The organism is Azorhizobium sp. AG788 (assembly GCF_943371865.1).
Lineage (GTDB): Bacteria > Pseudomonadota > Alphaproteobacteria > Rhizobiales > Xanthobacteraceae > Azorhizobium.
The window spans coordinates 151,583-169,737 of sequence record NZ_CALRWL010000004.1; the positions used below are offsets into that span (position 1 = coordinate 151,583).

Genomic DNA, 18,155 nt, shown 5'->3' on the forward strand with positions numbered 1-18,155 from the left:
CCTACCAGCGATACTTCAGCCCCGCGATCACGGTGCGTGGCATGCCCTTGTAGCAATAGCCGGCGTCGCAGGTGATGTAGTCTTCGTCCAGCAGGTTCTGGGCATTGACCTGCATGCTCCAGCCCTTCAGCTGCGCCCCAAGGTTGACGAGGTCATAGCTCAGCTTGGCATCCACCAGCGTGTAGGCGCTGTTCTGGAAGGTGTTGAGCGAATTGCCCCAGGTGGCGCCGGTGTAGCGCACGCCCGCGCCCACCCCAAGGCCCGCCAGCGCGGTGCCCGGCTGGAACTGGTAGTCCGCCCATATGGCGAAGGTGTGCTGCGGCTGGCCGGAGGGGGTGAGGCCGAGGGTCTGCGAATCGCCCGCCACATTGGTGAGGTCGAGATAGGTGTAGGCGCCGCGCACCTTCAGCCCGGCGCCGAGATTGGCCACCCCTTCCAGCTCGAAGCCGCGCGCGCGCACCTCCCCGGTCTGGATCTGGTACAGCGGGTTGGTCTCGTCGGTGACGAGCCCGTTGTCCTGGTTGATCTGGAACACCGAGGCGGCGACAAATCCGTCGAAGCCGGTGGGCGCATACTTCACGCCGCCCTCGATCTGTCGTGCGGTGGTGGGCGAGAAGCTGTTGCCGGAGATATCCGCGCCAAGGGTGGGCGCGAACGAGGTGGAATAGCTGACATATGGCGCGATGCCATTGTCGAACAGATAGGTGAGTCCGGCGCGACCGGTGAAGGCCTGATCGTCCGTATTCTGGGTGGTGGAGGTCAGAAGGTTGTCATTGGTGGTCTCGACCCAGTCCTGTCGCCCGGTCAGGGTCAGGAGGAAGCCGCCGAATTTCGCCTGCTCCTGCACATAGACACCGAGCTGGCTCTGGTTCTGGCGATAGCGCGACGCGTTCAGCTCCGGGTCGGAGACCGGACCCAGGGCCTGGTTGAGCGTGTAGTTGAAATCCGACGCCGTGCCGTAGCCGATGCCGCCATCGAGGTTGAGATAGGAATAGTCCACGCCCACCAGCAGCGTGTGCTCCACGGCGCCGGTGATGAACTTTGCCTGGATCTGGTTGTCGATCACGAACGAATCCAGCGTATCATGCACATAGGCGCTGTAGCGGCTGGCGGTGTTGGTCGCGGTGTTGAGCGAGGACAGGCCGGTGTAGCGCACCGAGGTATCGGCGTTGCCGTAGCGTACCTTCTGCCGCACGGTGAAGATGTCGTTGACATCATGCTCAGCCAGATAGCCGAGCCGGTACTGCGTCTGCTTCTGGCTGTTGTAGTCGCCGGGCGTCTTGCTGAAGGCATCGGAGCTGGAGCCGGTCCAGGCGTAGAAGGGCAGCGAGGCCGGGGTCTCGGAATCCTGATACTCGCCGAGGAAGGTGATGCGCGTGCTGTCGTTCGGCTTATAGGTGAAGGCCGGGGCGATATAGGTCATGTCATTGACGCCGCCGCCCAGCGTGTTCGGAGACCCCGCGTCGCGCACCAGGCCGGTGAGGCGGTAGAGCAGCGTGCCATCCTTATCCGCCGGCCCGCCGACGTCGAACTGGCCCTGCCAGAGATCGTAATTGCCGCCCTGGACCTCGACCTCGCCGAACGCCGTCTCGGTGGGGCGCTTGGAGGTGATGTCCACCAGGCCGCCGGGCGAGCCGAGGCCATAGAGCGCGGAGCTGGGGCCGCGCAGCACCGTCACATTCTGCACGCCATAGGGCTCGACCTTGAATACCGACATATTGGCGCCCGGCAGGCGCAGCCCGTCGCGATAGATGCCGTTATAGGTGGTGTCGAAGCCGCGAATGGTGAAGACATCGAAGCGCGGATCAAAGCCGCTCTGCCCTGTGCGCACCCCCGGCGTGTAGGCGACCGCGGCGGTGAGCGTCTGCACATTGCGGTCGTCGAGCTCCTGCCGGGTGACGACCGAGACCGACTGCGGCGTTTCGATCAGCGGGGTATCGGTCTTGGTGCCGACCGTGGTGGTGCTGGCGACATAGCCGACCGTGCTGCTCCCCTGCACGTCGATGGCGCCAAGCTCGATCGCCCCGGCGGCGCCGCTGCCGTTCGGGCCTGCGCTCGCGGCATTGGGATCGATGATCGTCACCTGATTGCGACCGTTGAAGCGATAGACGAGGCCCGTGCCAGCCAGCATGCGGGCCAGCGCTTGCTCCGGGGTCATCGTGCCGGAGACCGCCGCGGAGCGGCGCCCGCCCAGCTTGGCGGTGTCGTAGAACACCTGCACGCCCGCCCGCTGGGCGAATTTCAGCACCCCCCGGTTGAGATCCTGTGCCGGGATGTCGAAGGCGATGGGGGCGATGGCCGCAGTGCCGGCGCTCGGCTGCTGGGCCAGCGCATAGCCGGCCGGCGCGACCGAGGCCAGAAGCCCGGACACCACGCCGATGGCCAGGCCACGCCGCCGGGCGTGAGTGTCCGTCACATGCTTCATTCCAGCCATGTCTCGCTTCGCCTCTTTTGCATGGGCGTCGCGCGCGACGCTCCCGTTGCCGATGAAGACAACCGAGGGGGCCGCAGGCCGTAAAAATAAGTGAGAGGGTCGATGACGGTGCTCAGTAGAGCACCGTCACCAGGGGCGGCAGCGAGGAGGCGCTGGCGCCGAGTTCCGTGGTGATGGTGCGAATGACATCGTCCAGATCTTTCGTCGCAAACACGCCGCTGACCCGCCGCTGCGCCAGTTGGGCGTTGGCGACGATGATGCGCCCGCGCCGGTAGCGGTTGAGTTTGCGCACCACCTCCTCCAGCGGCACGGAATCGAAGACCAGCAGGCCCGAGCGCCATGCGGTGACGCCGGCGACATCGACCGAGTGGACCTGGCCGATCCCCCGCATCACGTCGTATTGCACCGTCTCGCCGGGCGAGAGCACGACGCGGTCCGGGGCGTGCGCGGGCATCTGGAGCGCCACCGCGATGTCGTGCTCGACGGCGGTGATGCCGGCGCCGTCCGACCGTTGCTCGACGAGGAACTGCGTGCCGAGCGCCGTTGTGGTGCCGTGGGCGGCATCGACCACGAACGGCCGCCGCTCAGCGCCTCCACGCGGCGTGGCGTGAAAGAAGGCTTCGCCCGAGAGCAGGATCACACGGCGCTCCTCGCGATTGAACCGCAAGGCGATGGCGCTGTCCGGGCCGAGATCGACAATTGTGCCGTCATCCAGGGTCACCTGCCGGATCTCGGCAGGCGCGGTGCGCCAGTCGGCGGCAAGGGCGATCCATGGGTCGCCGATCTGGTAGCGCAGGCCAAGCACGCCGATGGACAGGACGGCCAGGACGGCGAGGATGCCGGCGCCACTGACGGGTTTCTTGGCTTTGGGGCGGGGCAGCGCCCGCAGCAGGCCGGGATCGTGCCGCAGCAGATCAAGGCTGCGCCATGCGCTCTGCGCCTCCTCGAAGGCCGGGCGATGATCAGGGTCGGCTTCCAGCCAGAGCCGAAATGCTGCGCGCTCGCCATCGTCGAGCGGGCGGCCGTCGAGGCGGGCAACCCATTGCGCGGCGTGCCGGTCCGCGTCCGACGATCGATCCTCGTTCACGCCATCATCCATGCAGCAGCGCCCTCGGCTCCGGCCCCCTCTGAGGGGAAGACAACCGAGGCCGCCAAACCCCGTAATGGGCCGGGTCTAGCGCGATCTGAGCCGTTCCGTAATGTGCTGGATGGCCATGGCGAGATGTTTCTGCACCGAACTCTCCGAGATCGACAGTGCACGGGCGACCTCGATCTGGGTGAGCCCGTCGATGCGGTTGAGGACGAAGATCTGCTGCGTGCGCATCGGCAACTCGCCGACAAAGCGCTGCAGCCGCTCAAGCTGGAGCTTTGCATCGGCGGCATCCTCGGGCGTCGGCGCGTCGGCGGCGACATCGCCGAACCATTCATGCGGCACGCTGTCGGTGCGGCGGCGGGCTTCCTGCTTCTGGTGGTTCAGCAGCAGATGGCGGGCAATGGTGTAGAGATAGGCCCGGACATCCAGCACCCGGGTTTCAGGCCGCTCGATGACCCGCAAGAACGTATCCTGCACCAGATCGGACGCCAGATGCGCGTCGCCGAGCCTGCGCCTGAGATAGCTTCTCAGCTCGGGCCCATGGGCGTTGAACGCAATCTTCAGGTCGCCGGTCACGGTCGCGATGCCTCATCCGCGCTGCGGGGAGATGGAAAGATGTCGGATCATCCGTACCTAAAGTTAAATTGCGCTACAATATCAATATATTAGAAGAAATCTAAGGTGATCGTGTTCCCGTTGCCATCGCCGGAGAGGTCAATTCCGAAAATGCACTTATGGGCTTGAGGTTAGCGCCTCTTGCGCCTCTGATGACGAAGAGGGCGCGGCGAGATTTCATCGCACAATGACAAAGAGGGAGCGGTTCGCTGACATCACGGGGCACCGTCCCGCGGTGGATCCGCCCGTGCCGCCCTGTTCTTTGGCCAGGAGCGGATGGAGCGGGTTGCATGGCGACCCCTTGCCTCCTGCCCCCCGGGAGGGCGGGAGGACGCCTCAGGAGGACGACCGGCGCGCCTTCGAGGGTGTCATGCCGAAACGCTGGCGGAAGCAGCGGTTGAAATAGGACAGGTCACCAAAGCCCGCATCGAAGGCGATGGCGCTGATGGAACGCTCCGCGGGCTCCGGCACGCATAAGGCGGCATGGGCCGCATCGAGCCGATGGCCGAGCAGGAAGCGGGTGAAGGTGCTCCCCTCCGCCTCGAACAGCTTTTGCACATAGCGCGGGGTCACATCCTGCGCCCGCGCCACCGCATCGATGGAAAAATCCTGGCGTCCGAATTCGCGCGCGATCTGATCCTTGATCGCGGCAAGCCGGGCCGCGGGGCTGGGCACGGGGGTGGATGGCTCATCCAGCCCGAACAGCGTGCCGGCCAGTTCCCGCAGATGGGTGCCGGATAGGCGGGCGTGACGCTCGCTCTCCAGGGAGATGGCGCCCTGGAGCAAGGCCCCGGCATAATGGGTCAGCAAGATCAGCCGGTTGTCGGCAGCGGGCGCCGAGCGCAGCCCGCCCGATCCGCCCGCGGCGCCCTGGGCCACCGCGGGTGCGGCAATGCGCAGGAAATCGAACCGCTTGGTCTGGGTCGCGTCGAACTCGAACGGGGTTCCCAGGGCGATCAGCATGGCATCGCGCTCGGCCAGCACCACATCGCGCGGCCCTTGGCGCACGCGCAGGGACCCGCCCACCGGGCGCATGACCATCACGTCGCTGGCGTTGGACGCCCCGCCGAACCGGAAGTGCGCGCGGCCTTCAAAGCAGGTGGAAATCAACACCCCCGGCAAGGCGCAATGCACCATGCGCACTGCGATCCGCGTGCGCGGCGCAAACGCCACATCCACTGTGCCTACCAGAGCGGAAAATGCCCGCGCGAACACCTCGGAGCGGCGCTCGGGCGGCGCATCCGAAGCTTCGAACCAGGTGGGATGGTAATATTCAGCCAATGTAGAGTGGTTCCAAAGTGTTGCCGTAAAGCGACATGGTTTTGTTCGCGGCGGAAGTTCGTTTTAGGCCATTATCGGGTTCGCGTCTCCCCAAGCGATCAAGCTATCATCGTACATAGAAATAGAGATGGTGGAACCATAGCCGGACGAGGCTGCAATTCCTGATCGCTGTTGAGAAGAGTTATAAAAATGGTCATCCTGTCCCGCGGCTTTATTCTGACCTCACTGAGTGTGCTTGCAGTCGGCACCGCGCTCCCTGCCCTTGCGCAGCAGGAGCCCAGCGGCGGCGAGACCATCAGCCTCGATACGGTCACGGTCACGGCCGCCCGTGCCGATCGACCGGTCAGCGACGTGCCGCAGACCGTCCGGGTGATTGAGAGCGCCGAACTCCAGCAACAGCTGCAATTGACCAACAATGCCGCCGCGGTGCTCGCCAAGCTGATTCCCGGCTACACACTGCCGACACAGGGTGTCTCCAGCGCCTCGGAGACCTTCCGCGGCCGCGATCTGCTGGTGATGATCGACGGGGTGCCCATGAACACGCCGCTGCGCAATGTCTCGCGCATTCTCTCCATGATCGATCTCAATTCGGTGGAGCGCATCGAAGTGGTGGCCGGTGCCTCCAGCCTCTACGGCTCCGGCGCCACCGGCGGCACGGTGAATTTCATCACCAAGCGGGCGACCGACGGCAAGCCCACCGCCACCATCAACACGGCCCTGCGCGGCTTCACCGCCAATCCCGGCGCCTCGCTGGCGCCCGAACTGTCCGCCACCGTCTCCGGCAAGGTGCCCAATAGCGTGGACTATCTGGTGAGCGGCTCCGGCTCCTTCACCCGCAACACCTATGATGGCGACGGGCGCCTGCTGCCCTCGGACGCCATGCTGGGGCAGGGGGGCAGCGACAACTATGGGCGCGGCAACCTGCTGGCGAAGCTGGGCTACAATATCGACCCCACCAAGCGCATCGAGGTGTCCGCCAACTGGATCTATATGAACCAGGATCCCAAATGGCTCACCAGCTATGCGGGGCCCTACGCCGCGCCGGCGATCGGCACGCCCTATGCGGGGCAGAGCATCCTGGAGGATACCAAGTCCTACGCCATCCGCTATACGGACAGCGCCTTCGCTTTGGGTGATCTGAGCACGCAAGCCTATTTCAACGATATCAAGAAGCGCTTCAATTACAGTGAGTTCGATCTCAGAAACAACTATCTGGTCTATTATTCCGGTAATCTCAGCAGCCCCACCGCCAGCTTCAATCAGACCGTGCTTTACTCCCAGCGGGCGGGATGGAACCTGACCATCGATACCCCCATTTCCTGGGTCGAGGGTGCCAAGCTCACCTGGGGCACGGACATCGTCCATGACAACACCTGGCAGACCCTGACCAACGGCCAGGATGTGTTCACTCCGTTGTCGCAAATGACCTATGCCGGCTTCGGCCAGCTGCAGGTCCCCATTGGCGAGCGTTTCGTGGTCCGCGGCGGCATGCGCTATGAATATCTGGACGTCACCGTGAATGACTTCACCCGCCCGGCGGCATTCCTGGGATTTACGGGCCTGGGCTATGCCGTACTGCCGGCGCTTCCCGTCACCGGCGGGGTCTATGACTATTCCGCCCCCACCTTCAATCTCGGCGCGACCTATAAATTGACCAATACGGTGGATGTCTACGGCGGTTTCAGCCAGGGCTTTTCCCTGCCGGACATCGGCGCCTTCACCCGGCGCGCCGGTGCGCAGGGCACGGCGCAGATCCTGAGCTATGGCTGTTTCCTCGGCACCAGCCTGCGCGCGGGGGCCTATAGCTGCAACAAGTCGCGAACCCTCAGCTATGACCAGCTCGGCATCGAAGCCCAGATCGTCAACAATTATGAAGTAGGCATCCGCGGCAAGATCGGGGACTTCAAGGGCAGCCTCGCGGGTTATTACGCCACCTCCGATCAGGGCGTGAACTTCATCGCGTCCACCAACGCCATGTCGCAGACCAAGGAAGTCACCTACGGCGTCGAATTCACCGGCGAATATGCCGTAACGCAGCAATTGGCCATCGGCACCAATCTGGCCTGGCGCGAGGGCGAATGGGATTCCAATGGCGACGGCACCATCGATGCCTATTTGCCCAACAACCGCATCTCGACGCCGTTCCGCGGCACCGCCTATGGCAATTATCGCTTCGACACCGGCACCGTGGCCCGCATGGAAGTGGAGTTCTGGAGCGGTCGCGACCGCTTCGATGGCACCACCCAATTCGCCCTTGATGGCGGCGCCACCATCAATGCGTCGCTGGCCCACCCCTTGGGCGGCGGGACGGTCTATCTCTCCGTCGATAATCTGCTGGACAGCGCCTACATCAACAACACGGCCACCGCCACGCGCAATTATGACGTCTATGCCTGGGGGCGCACCATCACCCTCGGCTTCAGCAAGACCTTTTGATCCGATGATCAGTCTCAGCCTTGAAGCGCAGGACGTGGTGGTGCTGCGCTTTCACCAGCCTTATGGGCCGGACGACGAAGCGGCCTATCTGGATGCCCTGGAGCACCTCGCGCGGATCGAGCAGCCTTATGTGCTACTGGCCATTTTCGGCGGCGGGCCGCATCTGTCCCAGGCGGGGGAGAAGGGGCAGGCGCTGTGGTTCAAGCGCACCCGGGCGCAGATGGAGGCGCGCTGCCGCGCCTGCGCCATGGTGCGTCCCGGCGCTTCGGACGTGAGCGCGCAGGTGTTCCGCCGCCTGTGGTCGTTTCCCTTTTTCGCCTCCCCCTCGGAGGCGGAGGCGCGCGCCTTCCTGACGGCGTATCGCCCCTCCCTCGGCAGCCCCAAGGCCAACTCATGAGCCCGCACTCCACCGCCACCCCCGCCCTGCCAGAGAGCCGCGCCGTCCCGCAGATCGGTCGGACGCGTCTCTTTCTGGTGCTGGCAGGCCTCTATCTGGCGCAATCGATCCCGAGCTATCTGCTGGTGGCGGCCATTCCCCCGATCATGCGCGAACAGGGCGTCTCGCGCACCACCATCGGACTGTTGTCGGTGCTGATGCTGCCGCTGGTGCTGAAATTCCTCTGGGCATCCCGGGTGGACGCGCTGCGCCCCATCGCGCGGGCGCATCGGGCGGGCTGGATCCTCATCACCCAGAGCGCCACGGTGGTGGCGCTGGCGCTCCTGGCCTTCATCACGCCCACCGACACCACCGCCTTCCTGGTGATCGGCTTTGTGGTCTCCGCCTTGGTCTCCACCCAGGACATCGCCACCGACGGCTATGCTACGCAGCAGCTGGCGGTGCGGGACCGGCCGTTCGGCAATGCCATCCAGGGCGGCGCGGTGGCCTTCGGCGTGGTGATCGGCGGCACATTAAGCCTGATCATCTATCACCATTTCGGCTGGCAGCCGATGATCTGGACCATGGTGGTGCTCTCCGTGCTGCCGCTGGGCGCGGCCTTCGCCATGCGCGAAAGCGATGACACCGGGCCGGCGGTGCCGAAGGCGCGGCCGTCGCTCAAGGCCTTCTGGGCGCGGACGGAGGCGCGCGAGATCCTGGTGATCGCATTGGTCTATCGCGCCAGCGAGGGGCTGGTGAAGGCCATGGAGGGGCCGTATCTGGTGGATCGCGGCGTGCCGCTGGATATTCTGGGCTATCTCTCCGGCGGGGCCGCCGCCACCGCGGGCCTGATCGGCTCCGGCGTCGCGGCGGTGCTGATGCTGCGCATGGGCACGTCCGGCGTGCTGACCTTGCTGGGTGGCTTGCGCACCTTGTGCTTCGCCATCTTCGCCCTGCATGCGTTCGACGTGATCTCGGGCTGGCCGCTGCTGTTCGGCGCGGCGGCGTTCCAGACCCTGATCCGCTATATGGAGATCGTCGCGCTCTACAGCCTGTTCATGGCGGTGGCCTCCAAGGCGCAGCCGGGCACCGATTTTACCGTGCTCGCCTGCGCGCAACTGGTGGTCTATCTAGCCGGCTCCAGCATGGCCGGCCTGATCGCGGATCAACTGGGCTACGGCGCCTTGTTCGCGGTGTCGGCGGCGCTCTCGCTCCTGGCGGTGATCTTCACCACCTCCCGTCTGGCCCGCAGCAACGTGGCGTGACGAGAATGGCGGGTGATGCGCTCAGGCGTCACCCGCCACCAGACGGGCGGCCACCAGATCTTCCAGCGCCGCGCCCACCGACTTGAACAAAGTCACGCTGGCCGCATCCGTGCGCCCCGGCACCAGGCCGGCGCACAATTGGTGCAGCTCGCCGCGCATAAGGTCCTTGGACCACAGGCCTGCGGCGAGGGGCTGGAGCAGGTCGCCGGCTTCCGCGAGCGTCCCGGCGGCGGTGTCCACATAGACCTCGGCCTTGGCCACCAGCGCCGCATCGCTTTCGCGCATGGCGGGGGTGAAGGCGCCGACCAGGTCCACATGGGTGCCCGGCTTCACGTCCGCCCCCAGCACCAGCGGCACAGTGGAGGTGGTGGCGGCGCTGACGATATCCGCCGCACCCACCGCCGCCGCCAGATCCGGGGCGGCCTCCGCATTCAGCCCCTGCGCTTGCAGCCGGGCGGCGGTGGCCTGCGCCTTCTCCAGCGTGCGACCCCAGACCAGGACGCGGGTGATGGGCCGCACTGCCGCATGGGCGGCGGCCAGATGCGGCGCCAGATGGCCCGTCCCCACCAGGGTCAAGGTGGCGCTGTCTTCCCGCGACAGAAAGCGCGAGGCGAGCGCCGAGGCGGCGGCGGTGCGCCGGTTGGTCAGGGCTTCGCCATCGATGATGGCGCGGGGCGCGCCGGTCTGCCCGTCGAACAGGACATAGAGAGAACTCACCGAGCCCAGGCCCTTGGCCGCATTGCCGGGGAAGACATTGACCAGCTTGACGCCGATGGCCTCGCCCCGCCGCCACGCGGGCATGGTCAGCAGATGGGCGGGAGCGCCGGGCAGGCCCACCTCGAAGGCGGCACGCACCGGGGCTTCCTCCTGGTTCGCCGCGAAAGCGGCGGCCAAAGCGTCGATCAGGCGGGGGAAGGGCAAAGCCCCGTGGACGTCTTCCGCCGAATAGATGCGCATGCGCTGATTCCTTGAGATGCGTTCGCCGTGGAACCGGCTTAGAACGCCCGCCGCCGCGAGGAAATCCTCTTGTGCGCACCGGGGGATAAAACCCGCGCCGGGAGGGTTCAGCGCGGCGCGGCGGCATGGGCGGTGGCGACGATCCAGCGCACGAAGGCATTCACCGCCCCGGCTCCGGCCTTGGCTTCGGGATAGACCACATAATAGGCCTTGTCGCTGGTGAGCGGGCAGTCGAACAATTCCAGCAGCCGGCCGTCGGCGATCTCGTCGCGGGCCAAGAACCGCGGCACCAGGCCGACGCCCAATCCGGCGGCGGCGGCCTCGGCGATCATGGTGAACTGCTCGAAGCGCGGCCCCCGGAACGGGCCGGGATGGCTGGTGCGGGCGGCCGCGAACCACTCGCTCCACAAATGCGGCCGGGTGGTCTGCTGCAGCAGCGTCACTCCGGCCAGGTCTGCCGGTCCGTTCAGGTGATGGCGGGCGCGGAAGGCCGGGCTGCATACCGGCACCACTTCCTCATCCATCAGATGCTCGCAAATGGCGCCGGGCCAGACCGGATCACCATAATGGATGGCCACATCCAGCGGCTCGGCGGAAAAGTCGAACGGGGCGATGCGGGTGACGAAATGGATGGTGGTGTCGGGAAAGCGTTCGAGAAAATCCGGCAGGCGCGGCATCAGCCAGCGGGTGGCGAAGGTGGGCAGTACCGCCAGATGCAGGTTGCCTGCCCCGCCGGCGAAGGTCATGGCCCGCTGGGTGGCGTCCGAGAGTGCCTGCAGGATGGGGCGCACGTCCGCCAGATAGAGCCGCCCACCATCGGTGAGCACCACCCGCTGGCGCACCCGCTCGAACAATTCCAGCCCCACCTGCTCCTCCAGATGACGGATCTGGCGGCTCACCGCACCTTGGGTCAGGTGCAGCTCGGCGGCGGCGCGGGAGAAGGATTGATGCCGCGCGGCCGCTTCAAAAGCGGTGAGGGTGGGGATGGACGGCAGGAAGCGGTGACGCACGACTTCATTCCAAATGCTCATGACCTGCTGATAACTTATCGCTTGGCTTTGGCGCTCGCGAAGGAAATTCTCCCCCCTCTTGCAAGCCGCCAGAATTCTGGCCATGCAATCGCGCCATGACATCGGCCCACCACCCCTTTTTGAACGGGAGCTCCGCGTGACCTCATTTCCGCGCTCCGGCGCCATTGCCGCGGAGACGAAAGCCCTCCTCACCCGCCTCGGCGTGCCCGCCGCAGCCCTCTCGGGCGACCTCGTGGTGCGTTCGCCTTTGACCGGCGAGACCATCGCCTCCATCGCCCAGACCGATGCCGCCGGCGCCACGGCGGCCATCGCCACGGCCCAGGCCGCCTTCCTGGCCTGGCGCGCGGTGCCGGCGCCCCGGCGCGGCGAACTGGTGCGCCTGCTGGGCGAAGAACTGCGCACCGCCAAGGCCGATCTCGGCCGGCTGGTGACGCTGGAAGTGGGCAAGGTCACTTCCGAGGGCCTGGGCGAAGTCCAGGAGATGATCGACATCTGCGACTATGCCACCGGCCTGTCGCGCCAGCTCCAGGGCCTGACCATCGCCACCGAGCGCCCCGACCACCGCATGATGGAGACCTGGCACCCGGCCGGCGTCATCGGCGTGATCTCGGCCTTCAATTTCCCGGTGGCGGTGTGGTCGTGGAATGCGGCCCTCGCCTTCGTCTGCGGCGATGCCGTGGTGTGGAAGCCCTCGGAGAAGACGCCGCTCACCGCCTTAGCGGTGCAGGCCATCTTCGAGAAGGCCGCCGCCCGCTTTGGCGGCGTGCCCGCCGGTCTCTCCACCTTGCTGATCGGCGGCAAGGCGGTGGGCGAGGCCCTGGTGGATGACGTGCGCGTCCCCGTGGTCTCCGCCACCGGCTCCACCGCCATGGGCCGCGCCGTGGCGCCGCGTCTGGCGGGGCGCTTCGCCAAGGCCATTCTGGAACTGGGCGGCAACAATGCCGCCATCGTCTGCCCCTCGGCGGATCTGGATCTGGCGGTGCGGGCGATCGCCTTTGCCGCCATGGGCACGGCGGGCCAGCGCTGCACGTCGCTGCGGCGGCTGATCGTGCATGAGAGCGTCTATGACGCGCTGGTGGCCCGTCTGAAGCCGGCCTATGGCTCGGTGAAGGTGGGCGATCCCGGCGTGGAGGGCACGCTGATCGGCCCGCTGATCGACGGCGGCGCCTTCGCCGGCATGCAGCGGGCGCTGGAGGCGGCCCGCGCCCAGGGCGGCACGGTCACCGGCGGCGAGCGGGTGGCGGCCGATGTCCTGCCGGATGCGCATTATGTGCGCCCCGCTTTGGTGGAAATGCCCGGCCAGACCGCCGTGGTGTGCGAGGAGACCTTCGCGCCCATCCTCTATGTGATGCGCTACACCGATTTCGACGCGGCGCTGAAGCTGCACAATGACGTGCCGCAGGGCCTGTCGTCCTCCATCTTCACCACCGATCTGCGCGAGGCAGAGCGCTTCCTCTCCGTGAGCGGTTCGGACTGCGGCATCGCCAACGTCAATATCGGCCCGTCCGGGGCGGAGATCGGCGGCGCGTTTGGCGGCGAGAAGGAGACCGGCGGCGGCCGCGAGGCCGGGTCGGACGCCTGGAAGAGCTACATGCGCCGGGCCACCAACACCATCAACTACGGCACCAGCCTGCCGCTGGCGCAGGGCGTCACCTTCGACGTCGGCTGAACGCCGCCCATCCTGCCCGCATCCACTCTTCAGGACGACACCCATGAGCGAGCTTGTTTCCCGCACCGGCGGCCAGTTGATTGTGGATCAGTTGCGGGCCCAGGGCACGGAGCGCATCAGCTGCGTGCCCGGCGAGAGCTATCTGGCGGTGCTGGATGCGCTCCATGACGCCTCCATCGACGTGCTGGTGTGCCGCAACGAGGGCGGCGCCGCCATGATGGCGGAAGCCTATGGCAAGCTCACCGGCCGGCCCGGCTTGTGCATGGTTACTCGCGGGCCGGGCGCCACCAACGCCTCGCATGGCCTGCACATCGCGGCGCAGGATTCCACGCCCCTCATCCTGTTCGTAGGGCAGGTGGAGCGCGGCATGCGCGAGCGCGAAGCCTTCCAGGAGCTCGACTACAAGGCGGTGTTTGGCTCCATCGCCAAATGGGTGGTGGAGATCGACAGCGCCGCGCGCATTCCCGAACTGGTGGCCCGCGCCTTCCGCGTCGCCATGCAGGGCCGTCCCGGCCCGGTGGTGATCTCGCTGCCCGAGGACGTGCTGGTGGAAATGGCCAGCGTCCCCGATGCGCCTTATGTGGTGCCGGCGGAAGCCTATCCCCATCCGGACGCCATGGCGCAGTTCGCCAGCCTGCTGGAAGGCGCCGAGCGCCCGCTGGTGATCCTGGGCGGCACCCGCTGGACCGATGAGGCCTATGCCCAGATGGTCGCCTTCTCCGAGCGCTACGCGCTGCCGGTAGCCACCTCCTTCCGGCGCGGCGATCGCTTTCCCGCCGACCATCCGAACTATGCCGGCGACGTGGGCATCGGCGCCAATCCCAAGCTGGCGGCGCGGGTGAAGAACGCCGACCTGCTGCTGCTGGTGGGCGCCCGCATGTCAGAGATGCCGTCCGCCTCCTACACGCTGCTGGAGATCCCGAATCCCCGCCAGAAGGTGGTGCATGTGCATCCCGGCTCCGAGGAACTGGGCCGGGTCTATCAGCCGGCCTTGGCCATCGAGGCGACGCCCGCCAGCTTCGCCGCCGCGCTCGCCCCGCTCTCGCCCGGCCAGACCCCGCGCTGGGCCGAGGACACCAAGGTCGCCCACGCCGATTATCTGGCCTATACCGAGGAGCCCGGCGTGCTGCCCGGCGTGTTCCAATATGGCGCGGTGATGCGCGATCTGCGCCAGAGCCTGCCGGCGGACACCATCGTCTGCAACGGCGCCGGCAATTATGCCGGTTGGCTGCATCGCTATTATCGCCTACGCCGGCCCCACACCCAATTGGCACCCACCTCCGGCTCCATGGGCTATGGGGTGCCGGCGGCGGTGATGGCCAAGCGCCAGCATCCCGACCGCACGGTGATCGCCTTTGCCGGCGACGGATGCTTCCTCATGAACGGCCAGGAGTTCGCCACCGCCGTGCAGTATGACATCCCCATCATCGTGGTGGTGATCGACAACGGCATGTACGGCACCATCCGCATGCATCAGGAGCGGGAATATCCCGGCCGCATCTCTGCCACCCGGTTGAAGAACCCCAACTTCGCCGACTATGCCCGCGCCTTCGGCGGCCATGGCGAGACGGTGGTGCGCACGGAAGAGTTCGCCCCGGCGATGGAGCGGGCGTTGGCCAGCGGCCTGCCGTCCATCCTGCATTGCAAGCTGGACCCGGAGGCGATCAACCCCGCCACCACGCTCACCGCGATCCGCGAGGCTGCCCTCGCCCGCCAGGGGCACTGATCCCATGGCTGCAGAGCACTTCGATGTGGTGATCGTCGGCGGCGCGGCGGTAGGCTCCTCGGTGGCCTATCATCTGGCCGCCGACCCGGCGTTCTCAGGCTCCATCCTGGTGCTGGAGAAGGACCCCAGCTACCAGCGCTGTGCTTCGGCTCTCTCGGCGGCCTCGATCCGGCAGCAATATTCCACCGCCATCAATGTGCAGATCTCGCTCTATGGCATCGCCTTCCTGCGCGACATCGGCGGCCATTTGAGTGTGGACGGGGATGCCCCCGCCATCGGCCTGCATGAGGGCGGCTATCTCTTCCTCGCCACCCCCGAGGGCAAAGGCGCGCTAGAGGCCGGGCACGCCATCCAGGAGCGGCTGGGGGCGGACATCGCCCTGCTGAGCCCGGCGCAATTGCACAGCGAATTCCCCTGGCTGGAAACCAGCGATCTGGCCGCCGGCTGCTATGGCCGCTCGGGCGAGGGCTGGTTCGACGGCTATGGCCTGATGCAGGCGTTTCGCCGCAAGGCCCGCTCTTTGGGCGTGACCTATCGCGCCGATGAAGCCGTGGGCATCGAGCGTCAGGGCGATCGGGTGACGGCGGTGACGATCGCGGACGGCAGCCGCATCGCCTGCGGTGCCGTGGTCAATGCGGCCGGGGCCGGTGGGCCGGCGCTGGCGCGGGCGGCGGGGATCGAGATCCCGGTGCACAACAAGAAGCGGATGATCTTCACCTTCCGCTGCGCCGATCCGGTGGCGCGCTGCCCGCTGGTGATCGATCCCACCGGCGTCTACTGGCGCCCGGAAGGGGAGGGCTTCCTGTGCGGGCTGGCGCCGCCGGAGGCGGAGGATCCCGACAGTTTCGAGTTCGAGGTGGATCACACCTTCTTCGACGAGCGGATCTGGCCGGTGCTGGCCGCCCGCGTGCCCGCCTTCGAGCGCATCCGCCCCGGTCGGGCCTGGGCTGGGCATTACGACATGAATGCCTTCGACCATAACGCCCTGGTCGGGCCGTCGCCGGAGCTGGCGAACTTCCACTTCGCCAATGGCTTCAGCGGCCATGGCCTGCAGCAATCCCCCGCCATCGGGCGCGGGATTGCCGAACTGATCGCCCATGGCCGCTTCGTCAGCCTGGATCTGTCGCCGCTGCGGTTTTCCCGCATGGCCGAAAATGATCCGGTCAGGGAACTGAAGGTGGTGTGACCCGCGCTGGCGGACCCAGCATGCGACCATAGAACCCCGCCACCGCTTGGGTGAAACTCTGGGCGCTGAAATGCAGGGCGGCACGTTGGCGTCCGGCTTCGCCCATATGGTGGGCGAGCGCCGGATCATCGGCGAGCCGCAGCATGGCCTGCGCCAGTAAATCCGGTCGCCCGGGCGGGATCAGAAGTCCGGTCTCGCTGTCCGCGACCACTTCCGGTATGCCGCTGACCGCCGTGGCGATCACCGGCTTGCCGGCGGCCATGGCCTCGATGATGACCAGCGGCAGACCCTCGTAATGGGTCGAGAGCACCTTGGCGTCGATGGCCGCATAGAAGCGGTTCATCTCCGGCTCGAAACCGGCGAAATGAACACGGGCGCGGGTGTCTGCGTCCATGAGGCCTTCCAGCCCTCGGCGGATGTCCGCCGCTGCCGCGCTGTCATGCTCGCCGACCAGCAGCACATGGAGATCGGCGCGGCGGACCGCCGCCAGCGCGACCGCGCGAATGAGAGTGGCGTGGTCTTTCTGGGCATTGAACCGCGCCGCCATGCCCACCACGAAGGCGTTCGCGGGCAGGCCGTAGAAGGCCCGTGCCACTGCGGCATCGGTGACCAGGCGGGGCGGGTCGATGCCGTCATAGAGCACTTCGGCACGAGCCGGGTCGAAGGGAAAGTCCTGGTGCGCCATGGTGTTCCGCGAGACAAAGACGTAGCGCTGCACCGGCTTCAGCAACAGGCGCTCCAACGCGGTGAGGCGGAGGGAGTCGCATCGCACATGGCAGACCACCTTGGCTCCGGCCAGGCGCCCGGCCAGGGCCGCGAAATAGGCGCCGTCCAGGTCGCCGCAATGCACCAGCCCGACGCGGCGCCGCCGGAAACCGGCGGCCATGCGGGCCACATTGGCCAGATAGGGCCAAGGCCGCCGCCGCTCCGGTGTCACCTGCCGATAGCGTACGGTGGGTAGGCCGCGGGCCGACGCGTAGGCTTCGATCACCGGCGCCCCCGGCAATTCGGGCACATAGATCAGATTGTCATAGCCGCTGGCCCGTGCTGCCTCGGCGAGGCGGATGGTGGCCACCTCGGTTCCGGCCACATTGGCCCAGGGCAGAATATGCGCAATCGTCCGTCGGGGCATGAAACCGATCAACCGGATACCGGTCGATCGGTCAATGGCATCTTGGGCCGGCAGCCGAAAGAGCTGCGTCAGCCGCGGCCGACGAACGGCATCTTGGTGGCCATCACGGTCAGGAACTGCACATTGGCATCCAGCGGCAGGCTGGCCATGAACACCACCGCATCGGCCACATTCTGCGGGTCCATCACCGGCTCCGGCTTGAGGGTGCCGTCCGCCTGGATGATGCCCTGCTTGATGCGCGCGGCCATCTCCGTATCCGCATTGCCGATGTCGATCTGGCCGCAGGCGATGTCATAGGCGCGCCCGTCCAGGGAGGTGGACTTGGTCAGGCCGGAGATGGCGTGCTTGGTGGCGGTGTAGGGTGCCGAATAGGGGCGCGGCGCGCTGGCGGAAATGGAGCCGTTATTGATGATCCGGCCACCGCGCGGGGCCTGGTCCTTCATGATGCGGATGGCTTCCTGGGTGCACAGGAATGGGCCGGTGAGATTGGTGTCCACCACATTGCGCCATTCCGCCAGGGTCAGATCCTCCATGGGGATGCCTGGAGCACCCGTGCCGGCATTGTTGAACAGCAGGTCCAGGCGGCCGAACCGCTCCTTGGTGGCGGAAAACAGCGCCGCGACGCTGGCGGGGTCGGTGACATCGGTGGGCACCACCAGGGTGGGACCGGCGACCTGGGCGGCCACCGCGTCCAGGGCGTCTGCCCGGCGGCCGGCGAGCACGACGGCATAGCCGGCCTTGCCCAGGGCAATGGAAACAACCTTGCCCACGCCCGAGCCGGCTCCGGTGACGATGGCGATCTTCTGGTCCATTTGGCGTTTCTCCCTAATCGATTTAGATCAGGTGATAACCCACGCGGACGCGCCTGCGAAGGCAGGTCGCGCATTTTTCTCAAGATGTTGAGGATGCCGTCGCGTCCATCCGCTTGGGCGGTGTCGATGGGGTGTGCGCGGC

General features: G+C 66.7%; 14 protein-coding genes. 6 read left to right on the top strand and 8 right to left on the bottom strand.

Going from position 1 to position 18,155, the window contains the following annotated elements; all coding sequences use genetic code 11:
- Position 1: 1 nt before the first annotated feature.
- The 4 genes from AAG816_RS04580 to AAG816_RS04595 form a co-directional block, all read right to left on the bottom strand.
- On the bottom strand, positions 2 to 2,434 hold the full coding sequence (locus AAG816_RS04580; RefSeq protein ID WP_341988344.1) for a TonB-dependent siderophore receptor: 2,433 nt from the start codon (positions 2,432 to 2,434) through the stop codon (positions 2 to 4).
- 112 nt (positions 2,435 to 2,546) lie between these two features.
- Complete coding sequence (locus AAG816_RS04585; protein WP_341988345.1) at positions 2,547 to 3,521, bottom strand: FecR domain-containing protein; 975 nt, start codon at positions 3,519 to 3,521, stop codon at positions 2,547 to 2,549.
- Between the two features lie 87 nt (positions 3,522 to 3,608).
- Entirely contained in the window at positions 3,609 to 4,103 is a 495-nt protein-coding gene (locus AAG816_RS04590) for an RNA polymerase sigma factor (protein WP_341988346.1), read from the bottom strand.
- Between the two features lie 375 nt (positions 4,104 to 4,478).
- Complete coding sequence (locus AAG816_RS04595; protein ID WP_341988347.1) at positions 4,479 to 5,423, bottom strand: AraC family transcriptional regulator; 945 nt, start codon at positions 5,421 to 5,423, stop codon at positions 4,479 to 4,481.
- Between the two features lie 189 nt (positions 5,424 to 5,612).
- Between AAG816_RS04595 and AAG816_RS04600 the strand changes: the two genes are divergently transcribed.
- The 3 genes from AAG816_RS04600 to AAG816_RS04610 are packed head-to-tail and all read left to right on the top strand — an operon-like array spanning position 5,613 to position 9,500.
- The gene (locus tag AAG816_RS04600; protein ID WP_341988348.1) at positions 5,613 to 7,859 is read left to right on the top strand and encodes a TonB-dependent receptor; all 2,247 of its coding nucleotides are present in this window, start codon (positions 5,613 to 5,615) and stop codon (positions 7,857 to 7,859) included.
- Positions 7,860 to 7,863: 4 nt separating this feature from the next.
- Positions 7,864 to 8,256, top strand: coding sequence for a hypothetical protein (locus tag AAG816_RS04605; RefSeq protein WP_341988349.1), 393 nt, complete (start codon positions 7,864 to 7,866; stop codon positions 8,254 to 8,256).
- Entirely contained in the window at positions 8,253 to 9,500 is a 1,248-nt protein-coding gene (locus AAG816_RS04610; RefSeq protein ID WP_341988350.1) for an MFS transporter, read from the top strand. The genes AAG816_RS04605 and AAG816_RS04610 overlap by 4 nt, the downstream gene beginning before the upstream one ends.
- A 21-nt stretch (positions 9,501 to 9,521) precedes the next feature.
- Here AAG816_RS04610 and AAG816_RS04615 read toward each other — a convergent pair whose 3' ends face one another.
- Together AAG816_RS04615 and AAG816_RS04620 are read right to left on the bottom strand one after the other, a co-directional pair.
- Complete coding sequence (locus AAG816_RS04615) at positions 9,522 to 10,457, bottom strand: ornithine cyclodeaminase family protein (protein ID WP_341988351.1); 936 nt, start codon at positions 10,455 to 10,457, stop codon at positions 9,522 to 9,524.
- A 107-nt stretch (positions 10,458 to 10,564) separates the two neighbouring features.
- Positions 10,565 to 11,488 (bottom strand): LysR family transcriptional regulator, encoded by a 924-nt coding sequence (locus AAG816_RS04620; RefSeq protein ID WP_341988352.1) that lies wholly within the window; start codon positions 11,486 to 11,488, stop codon positions 10,565 to 10,567.
- A 136-nt stretch (positions 11,489 to 11,624) separates the two neighbouring features.
- On the opposite strand from AAG816_RS04620, the gene AAG816_RS04625 reads away from it, so the two are divergent.
- The 3 genes from AAG816_RS04625 to AAG816_RS04635 are packed head-to-tail and all read left to right on the top strand — an operon-like array spanning position 11,625 to position 16,069.
- Positions 11,625 to 13,157: an aldehyde dehydrogenase family protein gene (locus AAG816_RS04625; protein ID WP_341988353.1), complete on the top strand. Its 1,533-nt coding sequence runs from the start codon at positions 11,625 to 11,627 to the stop codon at positions 13,155 to 13,157.
- 43 nt (positions 13,158 to 13,200) lie between these two features.
- The gene (locus tag AAG816_RS04630; protein ID WP_341988354.1) at positions 13,201 to 14,883 is read left to right on the top strand and encodes a thiamine pyrophosphate-binding protein; all 1,683 of its coding nucleotides are present in this window, start codon (positions 13,201 to 13,203) and stop codon (positions 14,881 to 14,883) included.
- Between the two features lie 4 nt (positions 14,884 to 14,887).
- On the top strand, positions 14,888 to 16,069 hold the full coding sequence (locus tag AAG816_RS04635; RefSeq protein WP_341988355.1) for an FAD-binding oxidoreductase: 1,182 nt from the start codon (positions 14,888 to 14,890) through the stop codon (positions 16,067 to 16,069).
- Here AAG816_RS04635 and AAG816_RS04640 read toward each other — a convergent pair.
- Positions 16,047 to 17,201, bottom strand: coding sequence for a glycosyltransferase family 4 protein (locus AAG816_RS04640; protein ID WP_341988356.1), 1,155 nt, complete (start codon positions 17,199 to 17,201; stop codon positions 16,047 to 16,049). The genes AAG816_RS04635 and AAG816_RS04640 overlap by 23 nt on opposite strands.
- A gap of 68 nt (positions 17,202 to 17,269) precedes the next feature.
- Positions 17,270 to 18,013 carry an SDR family oxidoreductase gene (locus AAG816_RS04645; protein ID WP_341988357.1) on the bottom strand — a complete coding sequence of 248 codons (744 nt, stop codon included), beginning with the start codon at positions 18,011 to 18,013 and terminating at the stop codon, positions 17,270 to 17,272.
- Positions 18,014 to 18,155 lie beyond the last annotated feature (142 nt).